This window comes from Stenotrophomonas sp. Marseille-Q5258 (genome assembly GCF_946900935.1).
Classification (GTDB): domain Bacteria; phylum Pseudomonadota; class Gammaproteobacteria; order Xanthomonadales; family Xanthomonadaceae; genus Stenotrophomonas; species Stenotrophomonas nematodicola.
Genome location: NZ_CAMPPN010000007.1, coordinates 19,623 through 44,642, shown reverse-complemented (window position 1 = coordinate 44,642; position 25,020 = coordinate 19,623). Strand labels below are relative to the sequence as shown.

General features: G+C 68.6%; 23 protein-coding genes. 14 read left to right on the top strand and 9 right to left on the bottom strand.

Translation table 11 applies throughout. The features are described from left to right. Positions 1 to 99 precede the first annotated feature (99 nt). On the bottom strand, positions 100 to 738 hold the full coding sequence (locus OC534_RS05295; protein ID WP_017355529.1) for a response regulator transcription factor: 639 nt from the start codon (positions 736 to 738) through the stop codon (positions 100 to 102). Positions 739 to 816: 78 nt separating this feature from the next. Here OC534_RS05295 and OC534_RS05290 point away from each other — a divergent pair, with 78 nt between their 5' ends. Next, entirely contained in the window at positions 817 to 4,416 is a 3,600-nt protein-coding gene (locus tag OC534_RS05290) for a transporter substrate-binding domain-containing protein (protein ID WP_166472450.1), read from the top strand. A gap of 10 nt (positions 4,417 to 4,426) precedes the next feature. Here OC534_RS05290 and OC534_RS05285 read toward each other — a convergent pair whose 3' ends face one another. The 3 genes from OC534_RS05285 to OC534_RS05275 form a co-directional block, all read right to left on the bottom strand. Beyond that, entirely contained in the window at positions 4,427 to 4,789 is a 363-nt protein-coding gene (locus OC534_RS05285) for a c-type cytochrome (protein ID WP_017355527.1), read from the bottom strand. A gap of 31 nt (positions 4,790 to 4,820) precedes the next feature. Beyond that, on the bottom strand, positions 4,821 to 6,497 hold the full coding sequence (locus OC534_RS05280) for an electron transfer flavoprotein-ubiquinone oxidoreductase (protein WP_262071513.1): 1,677 nt from the start codon (positions 6,495 to 6,497) through the stop codon (positions 4,821 to 4,823). 229 nt (positions 6,498 to 6,726) lie between these two features. Further along, positions 6,727 to 7,227 (bottom strand): N-acetyltransferase, encoded by a 501-nt coding sequence (locus OC534_RS05275; protein WP_017355525.1) that lies wholly within the window; start codon positions 7,225 to 7,227, stop codon positions 6,727 to 6,729. A gap of 119 nt (positions 7,228 to 7,346) precedes the next feature. Here OC534_RS05275 and OC534_RS05270 point away from each other — a divergent pair, with 119 nt between their 5' ends. Next, positions 7,347 to 8,510: an acyl-CoA dehydrogenase family protein gene (locus OC534_RS05270; RefSeq protein WP_136006718.1), complete on the top strand. Its 1,164-nt coding sequence runs from the start codon at positions 7,347 to 7,349 to the stop codon at positions 8,508 to 8,510. A 33-nt stretch (positions 8,511 to 8,543) separates the two neighbouring features. Here OC534_RS05270 and trmL read toward each other — a convergent pair whose 3' ends face one another. Then, the gene (gene trmL / locus OC534_RS05265) at positions 8,544 to 9,023 is read right to left on the bottom strand and encodes a tRNA (uridine(34)/cytosine(34)/5-carboxymethylaminomethyluridine(34)-2'-O)-methyltransferase TrmL (RefSeq protein WP_017355523.1); all 480 of its coding nucleotides are present in this window, start codon (positions 9,021 to 9,023) and stop codon (positions 8,544 to 8,546) included. Between the two features lie 43 nt (positions 9,024 to 9,066). Further along, positions 9,067 to 9,534 (bottom strand): hypothetical protein, encoded by a 468-nt coding sequence (locus tag OC534_RS05260; RefSeq protein WP_136006716.1) that lies wholly within the window; start codon positions 9,532 to 9,534, stop codon positions 9,067 to 9,069. Between the two features lie 372 nt (positions 9,535 to 9,906). On the opposite strand from OC534_RS05260, the gene OC534_RS05255 reads away from it, so the two are divergent. From OC534_RS05255 to OC534_RS05240, 4 genes are all read left to right on the top strand, one after another. Next, positions 9,907 to 12,792 (top strand): pitrilysin family protein, encoded by a 2,886-nt coding sequence (locus OC534_RS05255; protein ID WP_017355521.1) that lies wholly within the window; start codon positions 9,907 to 9,909, stop codon positions 12,790 to 12,792. Between the two features lie 100 nt (positions 12,793 to 12,892). After that, on the top strand, positions 12,893 to 13,210 hold the full coding sequence (locus OC534_RS05250; RefSeq protein ID WP_017355520.1) for a DUF4156 domain-containing protein: 318 nt from the start codon (positions 12,893 to 12,895) through the stop codon (positions 13,208 to 13,210). Positions 13,211 to 13,322: 112 nt separating this feature from the next. Next, positions 13,323 to 14,339, top strand: coding sequence for a 3-oxoacyl-ACP synthase III (locus tag OC534_RS05245; protein ID WP_017355519.1), 1,017 nt, complete (start codon positions 13,323 to 13,325; stop codon positions 14,337 to 14,339). Between the two features lie 61 nt (positions 14,340 to 14,400). Continuing rightward, positions 14,401 to 15,291: an alpha/beta fold hydrolase gene (locus OC534_RS05240; protein WP_017355518.1), complete on the top strand. Its 891-nt coding sequence runs from the start codon at positions 14,401 to 14,403 to the stop codon at positions 15,289 to 15,291. 49 nt (positions 15,292 to 15,340) lie between these two features. Here the strand turns inward: OC534_RS05240 and OC534_RS05235 are convergent, their stop codons facing one another. Next, positions 15,341 to 15,766, bottom strand: coding sequence for a YkgJ family cysteine cluster protein (locus tag OC534_RS05235; RefSeq protein WP_017355517.1), 426 nt, complete (start codon positions 15,764 to 15,766; stop codon positions 15,341 to 15,343). Positions 15,767 to 15,868: 102 nt separating this feature from the next. Between OC534_RS05235 and oleC the strand changes: the two genes are divergently transcribed. The 3 genes from oleC to OC534_RS05220 all read left to right on the top strand — a co-directional run bounded on the left by oleC (position 15,869) and on the right by OC534_RS05220 (position 18,748). Beyond that, positions 15,869 to 17,524, top strand: coding sequence for an olefin beta-lactone synthetase (oleC, locus tag OC534_RS05230; RefSeq protein ID WP_262071512.1), 1,656 nt, complete (start codon positions 15,869 to 15,871; stop codon positions 17,522 to 17,524). After that, the gene (oleD, locus tag OC534_RS05225; protein WP_262071511.1) at positions 17,521 to 18,531 is read left to right on the top strand and encodes a 2-alkyl-3-oxoalkanoate reductase; all 1,011 of its coding nucleotides are present in this window, start codon (positions 17,521 to 17,523) and stop codon (positions 18,529 to 18,531) included. The genes oleC and oleD overlap by 4 nt, the downstream gene beginning before the upstream one ends. Positions 18,532 to 18,592: 61 nt before the next feature. Then, positions 18,593 to 18,748, top strand: a complete 156-nt coding sequence (locus OC534_RS05220; RefSeq protein WP_136006707.1) for a DUF1328 domain-containing protein — start codon at positions 18,593 to 18,595, stop codon at positions 18,746 to 18,748. A gap of 93 nt (positions 18,749 to 18,841) precedes the next feature. Here OC534_RS05220 and ddlA read toward each other — a convergent pair whose 3' ends face one another. Beyond that, positions 18,842 to 19,948 (bottom strand): D-alanine--D-alanine ligase, encoded by a 1,107-nt coding sequence (gene ddlA / locus OC534_RS05215; RefSeq protein WP_262071510.1) that lies wholly within the window; start codon positions 19,946 to 19,948, stop codon positions 18,842 to 18,844. Between the two features lie 124 nt (positions 19,949 to 20,072). Here ddlA and OC534_RS05210 point away from each other — a divergent pair, with 124 nt between their 5' ends. From OC534_RS05210 to OC534_RS05200, 3 genes are read left to right on the top strand one after another with little or no spacing between them, the layout of a single operon-like run. Further along, the gene (locus OC534_RS05210; RefSeq protein ID WP_166472457.1) at positions 20,073 to 20,720 is read left to right on the top strand and encodes an SCP2 sterol-binding domain-containing protein; all 648 of its coding nucleotides are present in this window, start codon (positions 20,073 to 20,075) and stop codon (positions 20,718 to 20,720) included. Then, positions 20,717 to 22,375 (top strand): ubiquinone biosynthesis regulatory protein kinase UbiB, encoded by a 1,659-nt coding sequence (ubiB, locus tag OC534_RS05205; protein WP_136006701.1) that lies wholly within the window; start codon positions 20,717 to 20,719, stop codon positions 22,373 to 22,375. The genes OC534_RS05210 and ubiB overlap by 4 nt, the downstream gene beginning before the upstream one ends. 33 nt (positions 22,376 to 22,408) lie before the next feature. Continuing rightward, on the top strand, positions 22,409 to 23,170 hold the full coding sequence (locus OC534_RS05200) for a pseudouridine synthase (RefSeq protein ID WP_051008654.1): 762 nt from the start codon (positions 22,409 to 22,411) through the stop codon (positions 23,168 to 23,170). Between the two features lie 33 nt (positions 23,171 to 23,203). On the opposite strand, the gene OC534_RS05195 is transcribed toward OC534_RS05200, so the two are convergent. Then, entirely contained in the window at positions 23,204 to 23,746 is a 543-nt protein-coding gene (locus OC534_RS05195; protein WP_026070966.1) for a DUF2059 domain-containing protein, read from the bottom strand. 138 nt (positions 23,747 to 23,884) lie between these two features. Between OC534_RS05195 and arfB the strand changes: the two genes are divergently transcribed. Then, positions 23,885 to 24,316 (top strand): alternative ribosome rescue aminoacyl-tRNA hydrolase ArfB, encoded by a 432-nt coding sequence (gene arfB, locus OC534_RS05190; RefSeq protein WP_026070967.1) that lies wholly within the window; start codon positions 23,885 to 23,887, stop codon positions 24,314 to 24,316. A 46-nt stretch (positions 24,317 to 24,362) separates the two neighbouring features. Then, the gene (locus tag OC534_RS05185; protein WP_229296590.1) at positions 24,363 to 24,923 is read left to right on the top strand and encodes a lysophospholipid acyltransferase family protein; all 561 of its coding nucleotides are present in this window, start codon (positions 24,363 to 24,365) and stop codon (positions 24,921 to 24,923) included. Positions 24,924 to 25,020: the final 97 nt, after the last annotated feature.

Below are 25,020 nucleotides of genomic sequence, written 5' to 3'. Positions count from 1 at the left end.
GCCCGGCGGGGAGGCTGATTGTAACCAGGGGTGGCAGGCGACGCCGGCACGGTGTCCGGCATTGCAGAAGCGCGCAGCGCGGATCAGGGGCGCTGTCGCTCAGAGGTGGCCGTCGCGCAGGTAGTCGAACAGTTCGGCGTCGCCCTTCAGGCCAAGCTTCAGCATCGCATCGCCCTTCTGGCGGCTGATGGTGCTCACGCTCTTGTGCAGCTGCAGAGCGATCTCCTTGACGGTGAGGCCGGTGCCGAGCAGGCGCAGTACCTCCACTTCGCGGGGTGAAAGCTCTTTGTGGCCCTCGTCATCGACGCTCTGCGTGCCGATCGCGTCAATGCGCTCCTTCAGCGTGCGGCTGACGTACGGTGTGCCGCGCTGCACGGTCTGGATCGCCAGCGGCAGCTCTTCCATCGAGGACGCCTTGTCGACCAGGCCGAGCACGCCGGTGGACTTCACCATCCGCAGGATCGCCAGGTTGTTGGATACGCTGAGCATCAGCACCGGCAGGTCCGGAAAGCGGCGGCGGATCATCCCGATCATGGCGAAGCCGTCGGCCTGCTGCCCGCCGGGCATCGAGTAGTCGGTGACCAGCACATCGCAGGGGAAAGACGACAATGCCCGCATCAGCTCTTCGACGGTACTGGCCTCGGCAACGACGCGACCGACGCCGCTGGTCTCGATCACGGCCTTGGTGCCGATCCGGACGACGGGGTGGTCGTCGGCGATGATTATGCGCAGGGTCATGGACTAGTATTGCCTCAAAGGCAGCCGCCCGTGGGGTCGTGCTGGGGTGGAAACTTCATTCTAGGGAGATCAGGCCGCATGCGTACCCGGATCGCCCGCTGGGTGCTGATGCTGGCCGTCGTGCTGGGCGTGCCGGCGCCGCTCTCCGCTGCAGGCAACCCGGCCCTGGCGCCGACGGTACCGCCGCGCCAGAGCGAGTGGCTTGAGCGGCACCCTACCATCATCCTTGGCCTGTACGACAGCGGCTGGCCGCCCTTTGAGGCCATCGAGGAGGGCAAGCCGGTCGGCCTGGGCTACGACTACCTGCAGGCGGTGGCCGAGCGCCTGGGCGTGACGGTGCAGGTCCGCCTGTATCGCAATTGGACCGAGGTGCTGGATGCGGCATGCCGGGGCGAGGTCGACGTGGTGATGAACGTCGCGCTGACGGCCGACCGCACCCGCTGCATGGTCTACACCCGGGCCTACCTGGATGCACCGCTGGCGCTGGTGGCGCGCCCGGATGACACCCGCACCTCCACCGACCCGGACCTGCGCGGCCTGCGCGTGGTGACCGAAGAGGCCTTCGTGACCAGCGACCAGGTGCGTGCCCGCTTCCCGGCCGCCCGCCAGGTGAGCGCGGCCAACACCGCCGGGGCGCTGACGATGGTGACCCGGGGCGAGGCGGATGTGTACATAGGAAACGCCTATGTCGCTGCGGCGGTGATCGAGCAGGAACACCTGACCGACATCAGCGTGCTGCGCCCCAGCGATCTGCCGCCGGAGCGCCTTCACTTCGGCGTGCCGCATGCCAAGCAGCCGTTGGCCGAGGCGCTGGACACCGCACTGGCCAGCCTCGGCCAGGCCGAACGCGACACGATCGCGCGGCGCTGGCTGCGTACCCCGCAATGGTCCACCCAGTCGCGGCTGATCCTGGGCAACGCCGAACGGCGCGTGCTGGCGACACCGCTTCGGATGGGGTTCGCGCCGAATGCGACACCGCTGGGATTCATCGATGCCAACGGGCATGCCAGCGGCGTGGCCGGCGACTACCTCAAGCAGCTGCGCATGGTCGGCGCCCACCTGATCCGGGTGCCCGCGCACGACTGGTTCGAGGTCCGTGAGCAGGCGCGCCGCGGCGATGTCGATGTGGTGCTCGGGATGCCCAACGACTCGGCCTACCTGGGGCCGGACTGGGTGTTCAGCCAGCCCTTCATCACGGTGCCCAACGTGATCGTGACCGCCACCGGCAGCGCGTCGGTGCTGGACGTGGCCGACCTGGACCGGCTCAGCATTCTGCTGTCCGATCCGGACCGGCTGCGCGGCTATATCCTGCAGCACGCGCCCAACGCCCGCATTGTGCCGGCGCGCAGCGCCGAGCAGGCCCTGGCGCGGCTGGCCAATGGCGATGCCGATGCCTACGTCGGCAACCTGGCGCTGGTCGACCGCATCGTGCGCGAGCGCTACCCCGCCCAGCTGCATGTGGCCGCGCCCGCCGGCTTCAACGATCAGTTCTCGCTCGCGGTCAAACGCCAGTACGCCCCGCTGGCCACCACGTTCGACCGCGTGCTGGTGAACATGACCCCGCGCGAACACGAGGCCATCCGCAACGACTGGCTGTCGGCCGAGTACCGCAGCGGCATCGACTGGCGCGACGCGGTGCGCTGGGCGGTGCCGATCGCGCTGATCCTGCTCACCGCGCTGCTGGTGCATGGCTGGGGCTACCTGCGCCTGCGCCGCGAAGTGGCCACGCGCCGGCGTGTGGAGCAGCGGCTCGCCGAGGTGACCGACAACCTGCCCGCCATTGTCTACCAGGCCCGCCGCGGTGCCGACGGACGCCTGTCGCTGCCCTACATCGTGGGTGACATGGAAGCGATGTTCGGCCTGAGCGCGGCCGAGGCGATGGCCGACGAGAGCCGGGTGATGGCCCAGCTCGACGCGCAGGACCGCCCGCGCGTACTGCAGGTGCTGGAGCGCGCCGCGCTCGACTTCACCGGGCTGGATATGGAGTTCCGCACCTACCCGCGCGGCGTGCTGCACTGGATCCGCGCCCGCGCGCTGCCGTATGCCGCCGAGGATGGCGCGGTGCTGTGGAGCGGGTACTGGGTGGATGTCACCGAAGCCCGTGCGCAGGCCGACGCTTTGGCCGACGCCAAGGCCGCTGCCGAGCGCGCCACGGCGGCCAAGGCGGACTTCCTGGCAACGATGAGCCACGAGATACGCACGCCGATGAGCGGCGTGCTGGGCATGCTGGAGATGCTCTCGCACACGCAGCTGGATGCCGAGCAGCGCAAGGTGATCGAGGTGATCGAGGACTCGGCGCAGATGCTGCGGCAGATCCTCGATGACATTCTGGTGTACTCGCGCATCGAGGCAGGCGCGCTGCCGCTGGAGCCGCGTCCGGTGGCGCTGCCATCGCTGCTGGACAATGTGCAGCAGCTGCTGGCGCCACAGGCCTCGGCCAAGGGGCTGCAGTTGTCGCTCCGGGTGGACGACGCGGTGGCCGCGCTGCACCTGGCCGACGGCGTGCGCCTGCGCCAGATCGCGTTCAACCTGCTCAGCAATGCCATCAAGTTCACCGAGCAGGGACAGGTCGCCATCACGCTGGACTGTGTGGAGAACCTGGACGACGCACAGCGGTTGCGCCTGGTCGTGACCGACACCGGTATCGGCATCTCCGCCGAACAGCGCGAGCGGCTGTTCAAACCGTTCGCACAGGCCGAGGTGGGCACCAGCCGCAAGTACGGCGGCACCGGTCTCGGGCTGAGCATCTGCCAGCGGCTGGTGGCGCTCATGCATGGCCAGTTGGAGATGCACAGCGTGCCCGGCGAGGGTACGCGGGTGACGGTGGAGCTGACGCTGCCGCGCCTGCCCGGCGAGGGCCACGCCGACATCGGGCGGATGCCGGTACCGGAGGTCGAACCGCTGCCGGCGGCGCTGGCGGAGCGCCGCATCCTGGTGGTGGAGGACCACCCCACCAACCAGGTGCTGATGCAGTGGCGGCTGCAGCAGCTCGGCATGGCCCACGAGCTGGCCGAGGACGGTGAACAGGCGCTGGCGAAGCTGGCGTCCACCGGATACCACCTGGTGATCACTGACTGCCGCATGCCGGTGATGGACGGGTACCAGATGACCCGCCGCCTGCGCGAACGCGAACGCGACAGCGGCGCCACCCGGGTGCCCGTGATCGCCTTGACGGCCAGTACCCTGGACGCGGATGTGCAACGCTGCCGTGAGGCCGGCATGGACGATGTGCTGGCCAAACCGGTGGCGCTGGCCACGCTGCGGCAGATTCTGCTGCGCTGGTTGCCAGGCGGCAGCGACGGCCGCGACGGCATCGTGGATGCGGCGGCACCGGTGCCGGCCGCGCTGCCGGGTGCTCTGCCCGGTCGCGCCGCCATCGAGGCCCGGTTCGGTTCCGGCCACGTGGCGCAGGTATTGATCGACAGTATGCGCGAGGCGACCGAGGCCGATCTGCTGCGCGGCCGTTCGGCGGTACAGGCGCAGGATGCGGCGGTGCTGACCGACGTGCTGCATCGCATTGCCGGTGGGCTGGGGACGCTCGGCGCCGATGCCCTGGCAGTGCAGGCGCAGGCCCTGATGGCGCAGGTGAAAGAGGTCGGAACGCCGGCCGTGGAGGCATCGCTGGCGGCCTTCGAACGCCAGCTCCGTGACTACCTGCAGGCGCTGCAGGCACAGTGAGGCGCGGGTCTCAGCGTTGCTGCTGCAGGTACTCGATCACCTGGCGGCGCCGCTGTGGATCGGCGGTGGCGTTGACCATGCGTGTACCGGGCACCACGTGCGTGGGCGAGCGCAGGAACGTATCCAGGGTCTGCTCGTTCCAGGTCAGCCCGGCCTGCTGCATCGCCGGCGAATACGGGTAGCCGGCGACACTGCCGGCGCGGCGGCCGATCACGCCGTGCAGGTTCGGCCCGAAGCGATGCACGCCTCCGGCGTTGACAGTGTGGCAACCGGCGCAGATCGCGAACGCGCGCTGCAGTGCCTGCTGGTGCACCTGTTCGGGCGTCTGCGGCGCGCGCGCGCAGGCGGCCAGCCACAGGCTGGCCACGATCACGCAGGAAAGACGCTTCCGGTACACGTCCGGATCACATCGCCGGGTAGTTGGGGCCGCCGCCACCTTGCGGGGTCACCCACACGATGTTCTGGGTGGGGTCCTTGATGTCGCAGGTTTTGCAGTGCACGCAGTTCTGCGCGTTGATCTGCAGCTGCTCCTGGCCCTCGGCGCCGACGAACTCGTACACGCCGGCCGGGCAGTAGCGCGCTTCCGGCCCGGCGTACTCGGCGAGGTTGACCCGCACCGGCACGCTGGCGTCTTTCAGCGTCAGGTGGCTGGGCTGGTCTTCCTCGTGATTGGTGCTGCTCAGGAACACCGAACTGAGGCGGTCGAAGGTGAGCACGTTGTCCGGCTTGGGATACACGATCCGGGTGTGCTGCGACGCCGGTTCCAGGCACTCGTGGTCGGCCTTGCTGTGGCGCAGCGTCCACGGCGGGTTGCGGATGCCCAGCTTGGGCAGCAGCCATTGCTCGATGCCGGTCATCAGCGTGGCCACGGTGCGGCCCTTCTTGAACCACTGCTTGAAGTTCTTGGACTGCTTGAGTTCGTCATGCAGCCAGCTGCTCTCGAACGCGGCGGGGTAGGCGCTGAGTTCGTCGCGCTGGCGGCCGTCGGTCAGCGCATCGAACGCGGCATCAGCGGCCAGCATGCCGGTCTTGATCGCCGCATGGCTGCCCTTGATGCGGCTGGCGTTGAGGTAACCCGCTTCGCAGCCGACCAGCGCGCCGCCGGGGAAGACCGACTTGGGCAGCGACAGCAGGCCGCCGGCGGTGATCGCACGCGCGCCGTAGGCGATGCGCTTGCCACCCTCCAGGTGTTTGCGGATCGCCGGATGGGTCTTGAAGCGCTGGAACTCCTCGAACGGGCTCATCCAGGGATTGCGGTAGTCCAGGCCGACCACAAAACCGACCGCGACCTTGCCGCCGTCGGCGTGGTACAGGAACGAGCCACCGTAGGTGTCGCTGTCCAGCGGCCAGCCGGCGGTGTGCACGACCAGGCCCGGTTCGTGCTTGGCCGGGTCGATCTGCCACAGTTCCTTGATGCCGATGCCGTAGGCCTGCGGATCCTTGCCGGCATCGAGCTGGTAGCGCGCGATCAGCTGGCGGCCAAGGTGGCCGCGCGAGCCTTCGGCGAAGATCGTGTAGCGGGCATGCAGTTCCATGCCACGCTCGAAGTTGGGACCGTGCGTACCATCCTTGCGGATGCCCATGTCGCCGGTGGCCACGCCCATCACCGCACCGGTCTCGTCGTACAGCACCTCGGCGGCGGCGAAGCCGGGGAAGATCGCCACGTCCAGCGCCTCGGCCTGCTGGGCCAGCCAACGGGTCACTTCACCCAGGCTGATGATGTAGTTGCCTTCGTTGTGGAAGCACTCCGGCAGCAGCGCGTTGGGCGTGCTGCGCGCGCCGTCCGGGCTGAGGAACAGGAATTCGTCGCGGGTGACCTTCTGCTTCAGCGGTGCGCCGCGCTCGGCCCAGTCGGGGAACAGCTCGGTCAGCGCGCGGGTATCCATGATCGCACCGGACAGAATGTGCGCGCCGGGTTCGGAGCCCTTCTCCAGCACGCATACGGACAGCTCGCGCCCGGCCTCGATGGCACGCTGGCGCAGCCGGATCGCGGTGGCCAGGCCAGCGGGGCCGGCGCCGACGATCACCACGTCGAATTCCATGGCTTCACGCGGGGGCAGGGCGGTGGTTTCTTCGCTCATCGGGGTGCGTAACTCTTGGGTAGTGCCGACCCGGCCAAGGCCGGCGGCGGTTGCCTGGGAATCGCGCGAGGCTGCACCGCGCAACTGCTGGATCAAGCTGTCAGGGTACCGGCACGCGACGATTCCGCCTAGGTCGCCACCGGTCGCGCGGTGGGCCCCGCAGCTCGCAACGTCGGATGGTGCGCCGCATCAATTCAACGGGTGGTGGCAGCGTATGGCGCTGCGCGGCTCAGCCGGTCGCATCGAAACCGGCGTGGTAGCGCACGTCGGCATCGGGACTGTCACCGCGCAGCCGCCGCGACTGGAAGTACGCGGCGGGAATGCCGGGCAGCCGCAGGCGCGGATCGGCCTCGAAGCCGAAGCGCGCGTAATACGCCGGATCGCCGAGCAGCACGCAGCCCGCAGCGCCGCGGGCCTGCAGCGCATCGATGGCGGCCTGCATCAGGGCGCTGCCGATGCCACGGCCCTGCTGCGCGGGCAGCACCGAGATCGGGCCGAGCCCATACCAGTCGGTGCTGCCGTCGCTCAGTTCGACCGGCGACAGCGCGACGTGGCCCAGCAGCGCCGCGCCCTCTTCGGCAACCAGCGAAACCGACAGCGCACCGGACCGGCGCAGCGCATCGACGATGAACGACTCGGTGTGGCTGCTGTGGGGCGCGTCCTGGAAGGCCTCGCGGGTGAGGGCATGGATGGCGTCGATGTCGTCGGGGCGTTCCGCGCGGATCTGCATGTCCGGCTCCTCTGCTGTGACATGGGCATTGTAGGCCGTGCTGCGGCATGCCTTGGCCTGCCCCTGCGCAGGGACCACAATGGGCGCCGTGTTCCACCGCCACGATGCCCCGGGTAGCCATGTCACTGAATCCGTACGACCTGTTTGATGTCCGCTCCCTGCTCACCGAGGAGGAACGTGCCGTACAGGCCACGGTGGCGCGCTTCACCGATGAACGGGTCCTGCCGATCATCGGCGACGCGTTCGACCAGGGGCGCTTCCCCGACGAACTGATCCCCGAGATCGCGGCGTTGGGCCTGCTCGGCTCCAGCCTGCCCGAACAGTACGGCGGTGGTGGCCTCAATGCGGTCAGCTACGGGCTGATCTGCCAGGAACTGGAACGTGGCGACTCCGGGCTGCGCAGTTTCGTGTCGGTGCAGAGCTCGCTGTGCATGTACCCGATCTTCGCCTACGGCAGCGAGGAACAGCGCCTGCGCTGGCTGCCCGACATGGCCGCCGGCAAGGTGATCGGCTGCTTCGGGCTGACCGAGGCGCACGGCGGGTCGGACCCGGCGGCAATGAAGACCCGGGCCGTGCGCGATGGCGGCGACTGGGTGGTGAACGGCAGCAAGATGTGGATCACCAGTGGGCCGGTGGCCGATATCGCCATCGTCTGGGCGCACACCGAGGACGGCATCCAGGGGTTCGTGCTGGAAAAGGGCATGCCCGGTTTCAGCACCCAGGAAATCAAGCACAAGATGAGCCTGCGTGCGTCGCTCACCGGCGCGCTGTTCTTCGACAATGTGCGTGTCCCCGAGCGCAACCGCCTGCCCAATGTGCAGGGCTTGAAGGGTCCGCTGGGCTGCCTCAACCAGGCGCGTTACGGCATCAGCTGGGGGCCGATCGGTGCGGCGGTGGCGTGCCTGGACGAAGCGCTGAACTACACCAAGCAGCGCGTGCTGTTCGGCCGCCCGGTGGCCGCCACGCAGAGCGCACAGATCAAGCTGGCCGACATGGCGCGGCGGATCACCACCGCGCAGCTGTTGTCGCTGCAGCTGGGACGCCTGAAGGATGCCGGGCAGCTGCAGCCGCAGCAGGTCAGCCTGGCCAAGTGGAACAACTGCCGGATGGCGATCGACATCGCGCGTGAATGCCGCGACCTGCTCGGCGGCGCCGGCATCACCACCGAGCACGTGGCGATCCGGCATGCGCTGAACCTGGAATCGGTGATCACCTACGAGGGCACCGAGACCGTGCACCAGCTGGTGATCGGGCGCGAGCTGACCGGCATCAACGCGTTCTGAAGGCCACCGGGCCGACGGTTGGTTGGCACAGGCCTACTGGCCGCCGGCGAATCCGCTCTGGCGCCAGGCTTCGTACATCACCACCGCGACGGTGTTGGATAGATTGAGGCTGCGGTTGCCCGGCTGCATCGGCAGGCGCAGCCGGCGGCCGTGCGGCAGCGAATCGAGCAGGTCCTGGGGCAGGCCGCGGGTTTCCGGGCCGAACAGGAAGGCATCGCCGTCTTCAAACGGCTGGGTGTCATAACGCACGCTGCCGCGGGTGCTCAGGGCGAACAGGCGCTTGGGGGCAATGGCCTGCAGGGCGGCATCCAGGTCGGGATGTACCTGCAGTCGAGCGTATTCGTGATAGTCCAGGCCGGCGCGCTTGAGCTGCTTGTCGCTCAGGTCGAAACCGAGCGGCTCGATCAGGTGCAGCCGCGCGCCGGTGTTGGCGCAGAGGCGGATCACATTGCCGGTGTTCGGCGGAATTTCGGGTTGGAACAGGACGACGTGGAACGTAGGCGAGGCAGTCATCGGCGCAGTGTACGCCGCGGCTGCGAAAGTTCGCAGCCGGAAATCAGCGGACCAGCACCGAGGCGGCGGTTTCCAGGGCCAGGGCCTGCAGGTCCGACGGGCTCGGGCGCACGTGCAGGGTCGGCAGGTTGACGATCACGTCGCGGGCAACGGCAGTGGCGGCAGCGGTCAGGGCGGCCACGTAGTCGCGGTTGCCGGCTTCTTCGGCAGCCAGGGCCTGGTACTGCTCGGCGGTCGGACGGACGTCGACGGTGGCCAGGGTGGTGACGCGGCGGTTGGCGGTCAGCTCGGCGCGGTACTCGGCGATCATGCCGGCGGTCGGGCGGACTTCGACCACGGCCAGGGTGGGGATGGTGCTGTTGCGCTCGACGTTGGCCTGGGCGATCTGGTCGGCGGAGGGGCGCACCTGCACGGTGTCCAGGGTGGTGATGGCCGAGGCGGCCTGCAGGTTGCCGGCAAAGGCGGTGCTGGCGGCGATGGCGATGGCAATGGCGAGGGTCTTGGTGTTCATGGCGGGTCCTGTTTAGTGTTGGTGAGCAGTGGTGTGGTAGTAAGGTAGTACACCGAATCTGGGCTTGCAAGAACAATCTGCATTTTTCTTTGTTTGTTCAGCCATCAGTCAGCTTTAGGCTGGGTTCCCCAAGGGGCACTTAGGACAAAGCAGGCTTCGTGCCAACTTTTACGTATTGATTTGAAAGGGATTTTTGGGTCGCGGTGAGTGTCCGCTGTCCGGACACCTGTCCGTTGCCGCGCCGTTCTGTCCGCGTCATCCGGCGCGGACACCGCATCGCAGCCCTGGACACCGGCAATGACTGTTGGCGGATGCCTTTCGACGGGCGCTCGCGCTAGCATCGGCCTTCACTTTCATGACCAAGGAACAGGAATGACCGTCCAACTCCGCCCGCGCGCTGCGCTGCTGGCCGTAGCCCTTTCCACCGCGCTGGGCGCGCTTGCCCCGGCACCGGTGCTGGCCAAGCCGGCTGCGGTGGCCAAGGTCGACATTCCGTTCGAAGAGTTCACCCTGCCCAACGGGCTGCGGGTGGTGGTGCACACCGACCGCAAGGCGCCGATCGTCGCGGTCAACATCTGGTACCACGTCGGCAGCAAGGACGAACCGGCCGGCCGCACCGGCTTCGCGCACCTGTTTGAACACCTGATGTTCCAGGGCAGCGAGAACCACGCCGGCGAGTACTTCGAGCCCTTCAAGCAGGTCGGCGTGACCGGCCAGAACGGCACCACCAACACCGATCGCACCAATTACTTCGAGAACGTGCCCACCACCGCGCTGGACATGGCGCTGTGGATGGAGTCGGATCGCATGGGCCATCTGCTTGGCGCGATCGACCAGGCCGCGCTCGACGAACAGCGCGGCGTGGTGCAGAACGAAAAGCGCCAGGGCGAGAACCAGCCCTATGGCCAGGTGTGGGAAAAGCTCAACCGCGCGCTGTATCCGGAAGGGCACCCGTATCACCACAGCGTGATCGGCTCGATGAACGATCTCAACGCCGCCTCGCTGGATGACGTCAAGACCTGGTTCCGTACCTGGTACGGCCCGAACAACGCGGTGCTGGTGCTGGCCGGCGACATCGACGTGGCCACGGCCAAGGAAAAGGTTGCCCGTTACTTCGGCGACATCCCGGCGGGTCCGAGCATGGCCCAGCCGAAGGTGGACGTGGCCAAGCGCCCGGCTTCCACCCGCGAAGTGATGACCGACAAGGTGCCGCAGGCGCGCATCTACCGCGCCTGGAACGTGGCCCAGGTCGGCACCACCGACATCGACCAGCTGCAGCTGCTGGCGCAGGTGCTCGGCGGCGCCAAGTCCTCGCGTCTGGACCAGCGCCTGGTGCACCAGGACCAGCTGGTGGACAACATCAGCGCCGGCGCCTACAGCTCGCAGCTGGGCTCCAATTTCATGATCGTCGCCAGCGTCAAGCAGGGCGTGGACCCGGCCAAGGTCGAGGCCATCATCGATGAGGAAATCAAGCGCCTGCTCAAGGACGGTCCGACGGCCGAAGAACTGAGCCGGGGCAAGACGGCCTTCCGCGCCGGCTTCATCCGCGGCATTGAGCGCATCGGTGGCTTCGGCGGCAAGGCCGACGCGCTGGCCGAATGCACCGTGTTCGAAGGCGACCCGGGCTGCTTCCGCAAGTCGCTGGCCAACATCGACGCGGCCACCGCCGCCGACGTGCGCGCCGTGGGCGCCAAGTGGCTGGGCACCGGCGACCACACCATCGTGGTCGAGCCGGGCGCGCGCGTGGCCCTGCCGGAACTGCCGTCGGCAACGCCGCAGCCGTTCACCGTGCCGGCCGTGGACGCCAGGTACACCACCCTGCCCAAGGGCGTCGACCGCAGCACCGGCGTGCCGCAGACCAAGACCTTCCCGGAACTGAAGTTCCCGCAGCTGCACCGCGCCACGCTGAAGAACGGCACCAAGGTGATCCTGGCCGAGCGCCACGACATCCCGGTGGTGCAGTTCAGCTATGAGTTCCCCGGTGGCTTCACCGCCGACCAGGGCCGCAAGTCCGGCACCGCCAACTTCACGATGGGCATGCTGACCGAAGGTGCCGGCGAGCGCGGCGCACTGCCGTTCGCCGATGCCGCCGATGCGCTGGGCGCCAAGCTGGACGCGTCGGCCTCGCTGGACAACACCAGCGTGTACCTGTCGGCCCTGAAGGAAAACCTGGCGCCGTCGCTGGCGCTCTATGCCGACATGCTGCGCCAGCCGCGTTTCGACCAGACCGAGATCGACCGCATCAAGGCCAGCTGGATCGCCGGCATCCGCCAGGAGAAGGTCAACCCGAGCGCCTCGGCGATGCGCGTGCTGCCGACGCTGCTGTACGGCGCCGGCCATCCGTATGCCATTCCCTTCACCGGCAGCGGCAACGAGGCCGACATCCAGGCCCTGACCCGCGCCGAGCTGGTGGACTTCCACGCCCAGTGGCTGCGTCCGGAACAGGGCACCCTGATTGTTGTGGGTGACACCACGCTGAAGGAAATCGTGCCGCTGCTGGAACGCCAGTTCGGTGACTGGAAGGCCGACGGCGCGGCGCCGCAGATCAAGGCCCCGGTGGATGTGGCACGTCCGGCACAAACCCGCGTGTTCCTCATCGACCAGCCGGGCGCCGTGCAGGCCAACCTGTTCGCCGCCCAGGTGGTGCCGTCCTCGATGGACGCCGGCACCACCCGCTTCGACATCGCCAACGGCGTGCTCGGCGGCGACTTCACCTCGCGCCTGAACATGAACCTGCGCGAGCAGAAGCATTGGTCCTATGGTGCCGGCAGCAACGCCAGCAACACCCTGGGCCAGCGCCCGTGGACGGCGCGTGCCCCGGTCCAGATCGACAAGACCGCCCCGTCGATCGCCGAGATGCAGAAGGAAATCGCCGAGTTCGCCAGCGCGGCCAAGCCGGCCACTGCGGCCGAGGTCGAGCGCATCCGCAACATCCAGACCCTGAGCCTGCCGGGCGCCTATGAAACCGCCAGCGCGGTGCTGGGCACCATCAGCGGCATCGTCAGCTACAAGCGCCCGGACGACTACGTGTTCAAGCGCAAGGCCGAGATCGAGGCGATGACCCCGGCGCAGGTGCAGCAGGCCGCGGCCACGCTCGATCCCAAGACCCTGACCTGGATCGTGGTCGGTGACCTGAAGCAGACCGAGGCACCGGTCCGCGCGCTGAACCTGGGCGAGGTCACCGTGATCGACGCCGACGGCAAGCCCGTGAAGGCCTCCGCGCCGGCCGCTCCGGTGGCCACGCCCAAGGCCCGCTAAGCCGGCCTGGAGGATCACCGCCCTGGCGACAGGGCGGTGATCACAGCCGATTCAGCCGTTTCCCGCACAATCCCCTTCGTCGTCCTGCAAGGCTTCCCGCATGCGCCATCTGCTCCTGTCCGCCCTGATCCTCAGCGTCACCGCCTGCACCTGGGTGCCGATCGAACCGGTCGGCAAGACCGTCCGCGTCCTCCCGGCCGGGGCAGTGCCCAGTGGCTGCCAGAGCAAGGGCGAGGTGGTGGTGACGGTCAAGAGCAAGGTCGGCTTCTACAACCGCAACCCCCTGCGCGTGCAGGACGAGCTGGAAACCCTGGCCCGCAACGAGGCCCCCAGTGCCGGGGCCAATGCCGTTCAGGCGGCCGGCCTGCCGGCCGATGGCAGCCAGCGTTTCCTGGCCTTCCAGTGCCCGCCACGCTGAACCCTTCACACCCGGGGCGGACCATACGCCCGGGCGTGAATTCGTAAAGGTGCGGTGAAGGCGGCGCCGGCTTACAATAGCGCCCCCTTTGCCTGAGCCTTGGCGCTAACTGATGCTCTTCAAGAATGTCTCTATCGCCGGCCTGGCGCACATCGACGCGCCGCACACGCTGACGTCCAAGGAAATCAACGAACGTCTGCAGCCGACGCTGGATCGTCTGGGTATCCGTACCGACGTGCTCGGCGACATCGCCGGCATCCATGCCCGTCGCCTGTGGGACGCGGACATGCTGGCCTCCGACGCGGCCACCCTGGCGGCGCGCAAGGCGCTGGAAGATGCCGGGATCGGTGCCGACAAGATCGGCCTGCTGGTCAACACCTCGGTCAGCCGCGACTACCTGGAGCCGTCCACCGCCAGCATCGTCTCGGGCAACCTGGGCGTCGGCGATGAGTGCATGACCTTCGACGTCGCCAACGCCTGCCTGGCCTTCATCAACGGCATGGACATCGCGGCGCGCATGCTCGAGCGCGGCGAGATCGACTACGCGCTGATCGTCGATGGCGAAACCGCCAACCTGGTGTACGAGAAGACCCTCGAGCGCATGGCCCTGCCGGGCGTCACCGCCGATGACTTCCGCAACGAGATGGCCGCCCTGACCCTGGGCTGCGGTGCCGCCGCGATGGTGATGGCACGCACCGAACTGGTGCCCGATGCGCCGCGTTACCGCGGTGGCGTGACGCGTTCGGCCACCGAGTGGAACCAGCTGTGCCGCGGCAACCTGGACCGCATGGTCACCGACACCCGCATGCTGCTGATCGAAGGCATCAAGCTGGCGCAGAAGACCTTTGGCGCCGCGCGCGAAGCGCTGGGCTGGGCGGTGGACGAGCTGGACCAGTTCGTCATCCACCAGGTCAGCCAGCCGCACACCGCCGCGTTCATCAAGAACTTCGGCATCGACCCGAAGAAGGTCATGACCATCTTCGGCGAGCACGGCAACATCGGCCCGGCCTCGGTCCCGATCGTGCTGAGCAAGCTCAAGCAGCTCGGCAAGCTGAAGAAGGGCGACCGCATCGCCCTGCTCGGCATCGGCTCGGGCCTGAACTGCTCGATGGCCGAAGTGGTCTGGTAAACAGACCCCTGCGTTGACTCCAAGGGCCGGTACTTCCGGCCCTTTTTACAGGTGCGACCCGATGTCCAAGCTTCCCGGTTACCCCGCCCATCCGCATCGCGTCGAGGTGCGCCCCGGCCTGTCGATGAACTATCTCGACGAAGGCCCGCGCGACGGCGAGGTGGTGGTGATGGTCCACGGCAATCCGTCGTGGAGCTACTACTGGCGCACGCTGGTGGCCGGGCTGTCGGACCGGTACCGCTGCATCGTGCCGGACCACATCGGCATGGGCCTGTCGGACAAGCCCGATGACGCGCACTACGACTACACGCTGCAGTCGCGGGTGGACGATCTGGACGCGCTGCTCCGCCACCTGGGCATCACCGGCCCGGTGACCCTGGCCGTGCACGACTGGGGCGGCATGATCGGCTTCGGCTGGGCGCTGTCGCACCACGACCAGGTCAAGCGCCTGGTGGTGCTCAACACCGCCGCCTTCCCGATGCCCGCCGCCAAGCAGATGCCTTGGCAGATCGCGCTGGGCCGGCACTGGTCGATCGGCGAGTGGATCATCCGCACCTTCAACGCGTTCTCCGCCGGCGCGTCGTGGTTCGGCGTGGAGCGGAAGATGCCGGCCGATGTGCGTCGTGCGTACGTGTCGCCGTACAACAGCTACGCCAACCGGATCAGCACCATCCGCTTCATGCAGGACATTCCGCTGGGCCCGGCCGACAAGGCCTGGTCGCTGCTCGAGCGTGCCGGCAAGGCGCTGCCGTCGTTCGCCGACCGCCCGGCGTTCATCGGCTGGGGCCTGCGCGATTTCGTGTTCGACCACCATTTCCTGGCCGGGTTCCAGGCCGCGCTGCCGCAGGCGCAGGTGCATGCCTTCGAGGATGCCGGGCACTACGTGCTGGAAGACAAGCACGAGGTGCTGGTGCCGGAGATCCGCGCGTTCCTGGACGCCAACCCGCTGTAAGGCACGCCAGGCAGTGCCGGCCGCGGGCCGGCGCCCCCAGCGCCCCGCTTCACGCCGCGATCGGTGCCTGGGGTGCCGGCGAATTGCCGTTGTCGTCCGGGTGGTCGTCGTCGTTGCCCGCGTCATCGCGCCACCGCCAGTCCGCCAGCGTCAGTGCCGGCATGCCGTGCGCGATGCGCGCCTTGTCGCACTGTGGGCTGGCCTTGCCGTATTCCCATGACGCATCCACCTCGCGGCACACGCTGGGCCGGTTGGGATGGATGCTGCAGCGCGAGTACACCCCGATCTCCGCGTCCAGCGCGACGCAGTAGACCGGCTTGGACAGGGTGCCGCGCATGCACAGCCGGTGCGGGTCCAGGACCTGGGTCAGCGCGTGGGGAACGCCGCCGGGGGTGACCTCGTCGGACTCCATCCAGTGGAAGGCCACGCGGTACTGGGTGCAGCAGGCGCCGCAGGTCAGGCAGGGATGGGGCATGGGGCGCCGGCCTTGGGCGGCAGGAAGCAGGAGGGAAGGGCGCGAATTTTCCACGCTGCCGCCCGGCGCGCAAGAATTTTCTGCAGCGGCGACAATGAACGGATGAACAGCGCCACCAACATCGCCGCCCGCCTGCCCGAGCTGGCCCGCGAGCGCCCCGACCAGATCGCCATCCGCTGCCCGGGAAAGCCCGGCCCCGGCGGCATGGCCCGTTACGACGTGACCCTGGATTACCGCACCCTGGATGCCCGCAGCCATGCGATGGCTGCCGGGCTGGCCGCCTACGGCATTGGCCGCGGCGTGCGCGCGGTGGTCATGGTGCGGCCGTCGCCCGAGTTCTTCCTGCTGATGTTCGCGCTGTTCAGGAACGGCGCGGTGCCGGTGCTGGTCGACCCGGGCATCGACAGGCGCGCGCTGCGCCAGTGCCTGGACGAAGCGCAGCCGCAGGCCTTCATCGGCATCGGCCTGGCCCACGTGGCGCGCAAGGTGCTGCGCTGGTGCCCCTCGGCGACGATCCAGGTCACTGTTGGCCGGCGCTGGGGCTGGGGCGGCACCACCCTGGCACGCCTGGAGGCGGCCGGCGCGCGCGCGCCGCAGCCGATGGCCGACACCGACGGCGAGGACGTGGCCGCGATCCTGTTCACCTCCGGCTCCACCGGCGTTCCCAAGGGCGTGGTCTACCGCCACCGCCATTTCGTCGGCCAGGTCGACCTGCTGCGCGCCGCGTTCGGCATGGAGCCTGGCGGCGTGGACCTGCCCACCTTCCCGCCGTTCGCGCTGTTCGATCCGGCGCTGGGGTTGACCTCGGTGATTCCGGACATGGACCCCACGCGTCCGGCCAAGGCTGATCCGCGCAAGCTGCATGACGCGATCGCCCGGTTCGGCGTCACCCAGTTGTTCGGCTCGCCGGCGCTGATGCGGGTACTGGCCGACCACGGCCAGCCGCTGCCCACCGTGCGCCGGGTGACCTCGGCCGGCGCGCCGGTGCCGCCGGACGTGGTGGCGCGGATCCGGCGCCTGCTGCCGCCCGAGGCGCAGTTCTGGACGCCCTACGGAGCCACCGAGTGCCTGCCCGTGGCGGTGATCGAGGGCCGCGAGCTGGAAAGCACGCGCGCGGCCACCGAGACCGGCGCAGGTACCTGCGTGGGTGCAGTGGTGGCGCCCAACGAGGTGCGCATCATCGCCATTGACGACGCCCCGCTGGCCGCGTGGTCGCAGGCGCGCGTGCTGCCCGCGGGCAGCGTCGGCGAGATCACGGTGGCTGGCCCCACCGCGACCGACAGCTACTTCAACCGGCCGCAGGCCACCGCCGCGGCCAAGATCGTCGAACCCCTGCCCGGGGGTGGCACGCGCGTGGTGCACCGCATGGGCGATGTCGGCTACTTCGATGCGCAGGGCCGGTTGTGGTTCTGCGGGCGCAAGACCCAGCGCGTGGAGACCGTGCAGGGGCCGCTCTACACCGAGCAGGTGGAGCCGGTGTTCAATGCGCTGCCGGGTATCGCGCGCACCGCGCTGGTGGGTGTCGGTGCGGCCGGACGGCAACGCCCGGTGCTGTGCTATGAACTGCAGCCCGGCGTCGCCGATTCGCCTGCGCTGCGCGAGCAGCTGCGGGTCGAAGCGGCCGCGCACGCGCATACCGCACGCATCGAGGTGTTCCTGCCGCATCCGGCCTTCCCGGTCGATATCCGCCACAACGCCAAGATCGGCCGCGAAAAGCTGGCGATCTGGGCCGCCACCCGAATGGAACAGCACGCATGAAGATCCTCGTCACCGGCGGCGGTGGTTTCCTCGGCCAGGCCTTGTGCCGCGGCCTGGTCGAGCGCGGCCACCAGGTACTCGCCTTCAACCGCAGCCACTACCCGGCGCTGCAGGCGCTGGGGGTCGGCCAGATCCGCGGCGACCTCGCCGACCCTGATGCCGTGCGGCACGCCGTGGCCGGCGTCGATGCGGTGTTCCACAACGGCGCCAAAGCCGGTGCGTGGGGCAGCTACGACAGCTATTTCCAGGCCAACGTGGTGGGCACCGACAACGTGATCGCGGCGTGCCGTGCGCACAGCATCGGCCGCCTGGTCTACACGTCCACGCCCAGCGTGACCCACCGCGCCACGCATCCGGTGGAAGGGCTCGGCGCGGACGAGGTGCCGTACGGCGAAGACTTCCAGGCGCCGTACGCGGCCACCAAAACCATCGCCGAACAGCGCGTGCTCGCCGCCAACGATGCCTCCCTGGCCACCGTGGCGCTGCGACCGCGCCTGATCTGGGGGCCGGGCGACCAGCAGCTGGTACCGCGCCTGGCCGAACGCGCGCGCGCCGGCCGCCTGCGTTACGTCGGCGATGGCCTCAACAAGGTCGATACCACCTACATCGACAACGCCGCGCTCGCCCACTTCCTCGCCTTCGACGCGTTGGCGCCTGGCGCGGCGTGTGCCGGCAAGGCGTACTTCATTTCCAACGGCGAGCCGCTGCCGATGCGTGAGCTGCTCAACAAGCTGCTGGCGGCAGTCGGTGCACCGGCCGTGGAGAAGTCGATCAGCTTCAAGACCGCCTACCGCATCGGTGCGGTGGCCGAGCGGCTGTGGCCGCTGCTGCGGCTGCGCGGCGAGCCGCCGATGACGCGCTTCCTCGCCGAACAGCTGTGCACGCCGCACTGGTACAGCATGGAACCGGCGCGGCGCGACTTCGGTTACGTGCCTGTCGTAAGCATTGACGAAGGGCTCACGAGGCTGAAGGCTTCATCGCGCGGCGAACTTCCCGTCACTTGCTGAACACCGCCGGTCGGTAACGATGGCAGCACGCCAATCCGGCACGCATCACGCGAGGATAGACATGCTGCACTACGCCGTAATCTTTTTCGTCATCGCCATCATCGCTGCAGTGCTGGGCTTCTCCGGCATCGCCGGCACCGCCAGCAGCATCGCCTGGGTACTGTTCGTCGTGTTCCTGATCCTGGCCGTGGTGTCGATGTTCCGCAAGCGCGGATAGTGCGCCCCCCGGCCCGCGCCTTCTCTCCGGCGCGGTACCCGGGCAACGCGCGTTGCCGCGCGTGACCGCGACGGCCTGGATCCTGCGAAGGATTCAGGCCGTCGTCGCAACGGCGTGCTGCAGCCCGCGCTCGGCGGCATGCCGGGCCATTGCCAGCTCCAGCAGGCGGGTAATCAACGCGGTGTAGCCCAGCCCACTGGCCGCCCACAGCTTGGGATACATGCTGATGCGGGTGAAGCCGGGCAGGGTGTTGATTTCGTTGATCACCACCTCGCCCCCGGCAGTGAGGAACACATCCACCCGCGCCAGACCGGCGCAGTCCAGCGCCTGGTAGGCGCGCACGGCGATGTCCTGGATGCGCGCCTGCGTATCCGCGTCGATGTCGGCGGGCACCACGATGTCCGCGCCGGTCTCGCTGATGTACTTGGTGTCGTACGAGTAGAAATCATCGTGCACCACCACCTCTCCGCACACGCTTGCCTCGGGTACTTCGTTGCCCAGCACCGCGCACTCGATCTCCCGGCCGCTCACGGCCGATTCCACCAGCACCTTGTGGTCGAACGACAACGCCAGTGCCAGCGCGGCATGGAATTCGCTCTCGCTGCGCACCTTGCTCACCCCCACCGACGAGCCCTGATTGGCCGGCTTCACGAACAACGGCAGGCCCAGTGTCGCCACCAGCGCGGCGTAGTCGGCGGCGGCCGCGCCGGCGCGGGTGATGCAGGCGAACGGTGCCACTGCCAGGCCGGCATCGCGGAGCAGGCGCTTGGCCACGTCCTTGTCCATCGCCACGGCCGAGCCCAGGACGCCGGAGCCGACGAAGGGCAGGTTGGCCATGCGCAGCAGGCCCTGCAGCGACCCGTCCTCGCCCAGCGTGCCGTGCACGATCGGGAATACCACGTCGATCTGCTCCAGCACGGCCGTCGCCGTGGTCGGCACCAGTTGCCGCTGCGACTGGCCGGGCAGCACCGCCACGGCGTGGCCGGAGGCGTGCAGCGCGATGCACGACGGGTCATCGGCGTTCAGCAGGAACTGCTGCGGGTCGCTGACGTGCCACCGGCCCTGCTTGTCGATGCCGATCAGGGTCACGTCGAAGCGTTCCTTGTCCAGCGCATCGACGATGTTCTTCGCCGACTGCAGCGAGACTTCGTGCTCGGCCGAGCGCCCGCCGAAAATGATCCCGACCCGGGTCTTGCCCATCGTAGTACCGCTCCTGGCGTGCTGAAAAAAGCAAGCATGGACCCGCGCACGGTGCTTGGCAAAAAGGCAGGTGCACCCGCCGTGCGGACGCCCGCCGTTCAAGGGGGCGCGGTAGAATGCGGCGATGGCCCGTTCCCTGCTCTCTTCCCTCAAGCCCCTGGCCGGCCACGCGCTGGAAGTGGCACTCAACCGCGCCGTGGCACTGGACCCGGACACGGGCAGCGCGCTGGGCGCGCTCGACGGCCGCCACATCGCCCTGACCCTGGAGGCGCCTGCGCTGGCGATGCGCATCGGCGTGGCCGGGCAGCGCCTGACGGTGGGGCCGGTGGATCCGACCCAGGAACCGGATCTGGCGGTACGCAGTTCGCTGGGCGGGGTGCTGGCGCAGTTGCCGTTCCTGGCCAACGCGCGGCGCGGCGGCGATGCCCCGGCAGGGCGGGTCAAGGTGGCCGGCGATGCCGAACTGGCGCGCCGCCTGCAGCAGCTTGCCAGCCGTTACGACCCGGACTGGCAGCTGCCGTTCGTGCGGGTGTTTGGCGAGGTACTCGGCGTGCAGATCGCCCTGGCGCTGCGCTCGGCCCTGCAGCATGCGCGCCGTGGCGCGTCCGACCTGGCGCACAGCGCCGCTGAATTTGTCACCGAGGAGTCCCGCGACGTGGTAGCGCGTGCTGAGCTGGAGGCCTTCCACGACGACGTGGATGTGCTGCGCGACGATGTGGAACGTTTGACCGTGCGCGTGCAGCGCGTACGCCAGCGCCAGGTGCGCGCATGAAGGCGATGTTCCGCGCCAGCCGGATCGGCCGGGTGCTGCTGCGCTACCGCCTCGACGACCTGCTCGACGGCACCCCGGCCGAGCGCTGGCTGCGCCTGGCCAAGCCGTTCGTGCCGCGCGCCTCGGCCGACATCGCCGCACAGTCGCGCGGTGCGCGGCTGCGCCTGGCGCTGCAGGACCTGGGGCCGATCTTCGTCAAGTTCGGGCAGATCCTGTCCACCCGCCGCGACCTGATCCCGGCCGACGTGGCCAACGAACTGACCCTGCTGCAGGACCGGGTCAAACCCTTCGACGGCGATACCGCCCAGCGCATCGTGGAGGCGGCGCTTGGCCGTCCGGTCAGCGAGGCGTTCGCCAGCTTCGATCTGCAGCCGCTGGCCTCGGCCTCGATCGCGCAGGTGCACGCAGCCACGCTGGCCGATGGCCGCCAGGTGGTGGTCAAGGTGCTGCGCCCGGACATCGAAAAGCAGATCGACGCCGACATCGCGCTGCTGAAATCGGCCGCCGCGCTGGTCGAGCGCACCCACCCGCGCGCCGACAGGATCCGCCCGCGCGAAGTGGTGGCCGAGGTGGAGAACACCCTGGCCGCCGAGCTGGACCTGCAGCGCGAAGGCGCCAACGCCAGCGTCCTGCGCCGCAACTGGATCGACTCGGACGACCTGTACGTGCCCGAGGTCATCTGGAGCCACACCGCCGAGCGCGCGCTGACCCTGGAGCGCGTCTGGGGCATTCCGTCCGACGACATCGCTGCGCTGGACAAGGCCGGCATCGACCGCAGGGCGCTGGCCGCCAAGGGCGTGCGGGTGTTCTACACCCAGGTGTTCCGCGACAACTTCTTCCACGCCGATGCGCATGCCGGCAACATCTGGGTCGACCTGGATCCGGCACGCCGCGACAACCCGCGCTTCATCGCGCTGGACTTCGGCATCATGGGACAGCTCTCGCAGGAAGATCAGTACTACCTGGCCGAGAACTTCATGGCCATCTTCAACAAGGACTACCGGCGCATGGCCGAGCTTCACGTCGAAGCCGGCTGGATGCCCAACAACGTGCGCATCGACGAGCTGGAAGCGGCCGCGCGCTCGGTATGCGAGCCGTACTTCACCCGCCCGCTGTCGCAGATCTCGCTGGCCGAAGTGCTGATGAAGCTGTTCCGCGTCGCCCAGCGCTACCAGCTCACCCTGCAGCCGCAGCTGATCCTGCTGCAGAAAACCCTGCTCAACATCGAAGGCGTGGGCCGCCAGCTCGACCCGCAGCTGGACATCTGGGCAGTGGCGCGACCCGTGCTCGAACGCATCCTGCGCGAGCGCTACAGCCCGCGCCGGGTGATGAAGGAACTGCGCAAGCGCCTGCCGGAAATCATGACCCACACCCCGGACATGCCGCGTCTGGTGCATGCCTGGCTGAAGCAGCAGGTCGAAGGCGGGCACGAACTGTCGATGCGTTCGCAGGACCTGGTGGCCTTGAACAGCAACCTGCAGAAGCTGCAGAAGCGTGCGGTGGCTGCGATTGCCGGCGTCGGCCTGCTGATCGTCGCTGCCGTGCTGTATGGCATGCAGCCTGGTGGCTGGTATTTCGGCGATGCACCGGTATGGAGCTGGGTGAGCGGCGCGGCGGGCCTGTTCTCGCTGGCCAGTGCCTGGTGGCGGCGCTGACCGGCGCGCAGCGCACCGCCTGAATCGCCGTTGATGGCGATTCAGGCGCGCGACGGGGATAATCGGTCGGTGAACGACACCGATACCGCCCTCGATACCGCCCCCCTGCAGCTGCTGCATCTGGACGACCGCCTTGCGGTTGTCAACAAGCCTGCCGGGCTCATGGTCCACGACAGCAAGCTGGCCCGCGGCGAAGACGATTTTCTCGCCGACCGCCTGCGTGAGCAGCTCGGCAAGCCGATCTTCCTCGTGCACCGCCTCGACCGTGCCACCAGCGGCTGCCTGCTGCTCGCCTTCGACCGCGAGAGCGCCAGTGCGCTCGGCAAGTCGCTGATGGGCGGCGACGTGGACAAGGACTACCTGGCGATCTGCCGCGGCTGGCCGGCCGAGGATGCCTTCACGGTCGACCACGACCTGGACGGCGGCCCGGGCAAACCGGTCAAAAAGCAGGCCATCACCCATTTCCAGCGTGTGGCCGTGGGCGAGATCGCGGTGCCGGTCGGCGAGTTCGAGACCTCACGCTATGCGCTGCTGCGCTGCCAGCCGCAGACCGGGCGCTTCCGCCAGATCCGCCGGCATCTCAAGCACCTGTCGCATCACCTGATCGGCGACACCAGCCACGGGGATGGTCGCCACAACCGCAGCTTCCGCATGCAGGGCATCCACCGGATGCTGCTGCACGCCGAGCGCCTGCGCTTCCCGCATCTGGATGGCACCGCGATGGACGTCAGCGCCCCGGTCGATGGCGAATTCCGCAAGGCAATGGACCTGTTCGGCTGGCACACCGCCCCGTAGAGCCGGGCTCTGCCCGGCTGCCCCACCACCGCGTTACCGCGACTTCGGTGCGGCCGTCTCTTCGTTGACGATCGCTTCCAGGTCCTTCTGCAGGTCCACGAACAGCGGCTGCATCTTGTCCTGGACGGCGACCATCACGTTCTGCATCAGCGCCGGCGTCTTGTCGAGCAGGCTCTGCCCGGCCGAGCTCTCGTAGAACTCGGCCATCGCCAGCACGTCTTCCTTGCTGAAGGTCTTCTTGTACAGGTCCACGTACATCGGCCGCAGCTGCTGCCACGACAGCGCCTGGCGGATGGTCTGGTTGGTGCGCTGTTCGATCCGCCGCAGCTGCGCCTGCTGCGCTTCGTCGAGCTGGCGCTGCGAGGCCACCTGGACGAACTGCTGGCGCTGCATCGCCTCGATCTGCGGCAACATGGTGTCGAGCATGCTCTGCGCGCGCGAGGCGGCCAGCAGGCGGTTGATGTCGGCGTCCGACGGGGGCGCGGCGATGGCCGGGCCAATCGCAGCCAGCCCCAGCACCACGGCCAGGGCGAAACGGGTCAGGCCACGACGGGCCGGCGGATGGATCGAAAGCATGTGCGGGGCATCCTGCAGTGCATGGAACCCGGAGCATACCTCCCAGGCCGTCATCAGGCGGTAGTTTGAGGACGTTATCGGCCTCATCGGAGATGTTGCAGTCGCCCCGCAGGCGGTGCCCCCCTTACAATGCGGCGCATGGGAACCGGGCCGATCACCGTCAGCGCGCACTTGTCGATTCCGGATACGGAGATCGTCGAGCGTTTCGTGCGCGCCAGCGGGGCCGGTGGGCAGAACGTCAACAAGGTCTCCACCGCGGTGGAACTGCGCTTCGACGTGGCCAACTCGCCGTCCCTGCCCGAACCGCTGCGCACGCGCCTGCTGGCCCGGCGTGACCGGCGCATGACCGGCGAGGGCGTGCTGGTCATCGACGCCCAGCGTTTCCGCACCCAGGACCGCAACCGCGAGGACGCGCGCGAGCGCCTGGCCGCCTTCATCCAGGCCAGCCTCAGCGTGCCCAAGCCACGGGTGGCCACCAAGCCCTCGTACGGCGCGAAGCTGCGTCGCCTGGATGAAAAAAAGGGCCGCGCGCAGATCAAGCGCGGGCGCACCACACGCAATTGGGAGTGATCGCTTGAACAACCGAAGTCCGCTGTTGCCGGCCGTTCCGCCCAACATGCCGCAGGTCAAACCCAACCGCTTCCTGCGCTGGCTGGCCCGCTGCACGCTGCGCCTGGGCGGCTGGAAAGTGGTCGGCACCTTCCCGGACCTGCCCAAGCTGGTCTTCATCGTGGCCCCGCATTCCTCCAACTGGGACGGGTTCTGGGGCATGGCCGCCAAGATCGCGCTGGGCATGCAGGTCAAAGTGCTCGGCAAGGCCTCGCTGTTCTGGTGGCCGCTGTCACCGCTGCTGCGTGCCCTTGGCGTGATTCCGCTGGACCGCAGTTCGCCGCAGGGTACTGTCGAGCAGGCCGTCAGCCTGATCAAGGGCTCCGAGCGCATGTGGTACGCCATCACCCCCGAAGGCACCCGCAAGGCGGTGACCCACTGGAAGGCCGGCTTCCTGAAGATCGCGCGGATGGCCGACGTGCCGGTGCTGGCCGCGTACTTCCACTACCCCGAGAAGACCATCGGGATCGGCCCGCTGTTCTACTCCAGCGGCGACGATGCCGCCGACATGGCGGCCATCCGTGAGTACTACCGCCCCTGGCAGGGCAAGAACCGCGGCACCGTCTGAGCGCCGCCCGGCCCCGCCCGCGCGGGTGCCGGGGCGTGCACAGCCAGACGCCACGTCCGGCACATGCTGCCCACGGGCAATCGGAGTAGGGTGATCG

Bases quoted from the DNA above. Each gene is read 5' to 3' on its own strand.
- OC534_RS05255 (WP_017355521.1), top strand. From the start codon at position 9,907: ATGACCGTCCAACTCCGCCCGCGCGCTGCGCTGCTGGCCGTAGCCCTT.
- OC534_RS05280 (WP_262071513.1), bottom strand. From the start codon at position 6,497: ATGAGCGAAGAAACCACCGCCCTGCCCCCGCGTGAAGCCATGGAATTC.
- OC534_RS05250 (WP_017355520.1), top strand. From the start codon at position 12,893: ATGCGCCATCTGCTCCTGTCCGCCCTGATCCTCAGCGTCACCGCCTGC.
- OC534_RS05235 (WP_017355517.1), bottom strand. From the start codon at position 15,766: ATGCCCCATCCCTGCCTGACCTGCGGCGCCTGCTGCACCCAGTACCGC.
- OC534_RS05270 (WP_136006718.1), top strand. From the start codon at position 7,347: ATGTCACTGAATCCGTACGACCTGTTTGATGTCCGCTCCCTGCTCACC.
- ubiB (WP_136006701.1), top strand. From the start codon at position 20,717: ATGAAGGCGATGTTCCGCGCCAGCCGGATCGGCCGGGTGCTGCTGCGC.
- OC534_RS05290 (WP_166472450.1), top strand. From the start codon at position 817: ATGCGTACCCGGATCGCCCGCTGGGTGCTGATGCTGGCCGTCGTGCTG.
- oleC (WP_262071512.1), top strand. From the start codon at position 15,869: ATGAACAGCGCCACCAACATCGCCGCCCGCCTGCCCGAGCTGGCCCGC.
- OC534_RS05220 (WP_136006707.1), top strand. From the start codon at position 18,593: ATGCTGCACTACGCCGTAATCTTTTTCGTCATCGCCATCATCGCTGCA.
- OC534_RS05275 (WP_017355525.1), bottom strand. From the start codon at position 7,227: ATGCAGATCCGCGCGGAACGCCCCGACGACATCGACGCCATCCATGCC.
- oleD (WP_262071511.1), top strand. From the start codon at position 17,521: ATGAAGATCCTCGTCACCGGCGGCGGTGGTTTCCTCGGCCAGGCCTTG.
- OC534_RS05295 (WP_017355529.1), bottom strand. From the start codon at position 738: ATGACCCTGCGCATAATCATCGCCGACGACCACCCCGTCGTCCGGATC.
- arfB (WP_026070967.1), top strand. From the start codon at position 23,885: ATGGGAACCGGGCCGATCACCGTCAGCGCGCACTTGTCGATTCCGGAT.
- OC534_RS05185 (WP_229296590.1), top strand. From the start codon at position 24,363: ATGCCGCAGGTCAAACCCAACCGCTTCCTGCGCTGGCTGGCCCGCTGC.
- OC534_RS05245 (WP_017355519.1), top strand. From the start codon at position 13,323: ATGCTCTTCAAGAATGTCTCTATCGCCGGCCTGGCGCACATCGACGCG.
- trmL (WP_017355523.1), bottom strand. From the start codon at position 9,023: ATGACTGCCTCGCCTACGTTCCACGTCGTCCTGTTCCAACCCGAAATT.
- OC534_RS05200 (WP_051008654.1), top strand. From the start codon at position 22,409: ATGGCGATTCAGGCGCGCGACGGGGATAATCGGTCGGTGAACGACACC.
- OC534_RS05195 (WP_026070966.1), bottom strand. From the start codon at position 23,746: ATGCTTTCGATCCATCCGCCGGCCCGTCGTGGCCTGACCCGTTTCGCC.
- OC534_RS05260 (WP_136006716.1), bottom strand. From the start codon at position 9,534: ATGAACACCAAGACCCTCGCCATTGCCATCGCCATCGCCGCCAGCACC.
- OC534_RS05240 (WP_017355518.1), top strand. From the start codon at position 14,401: ATGTCCAAGCTTCCCGGTTACCCCGCCCATCCGCATCGCGTCGAGGTG.
- OC534_RS05210 (WP_166472457.1), top strand. From the start codon at position 20,073: ATGGCCCGTTCCCTGCTCTCTTCCCTCAAGCCCCTGGCCGGCCACGCG.
- ddlA (WP_262071510.1), bottom strand. From the start codon at position 19,948: ATGGGCAAGACCCGGGTCGGGATCATTTTCGGCGGGCGCTCGGCCGAG.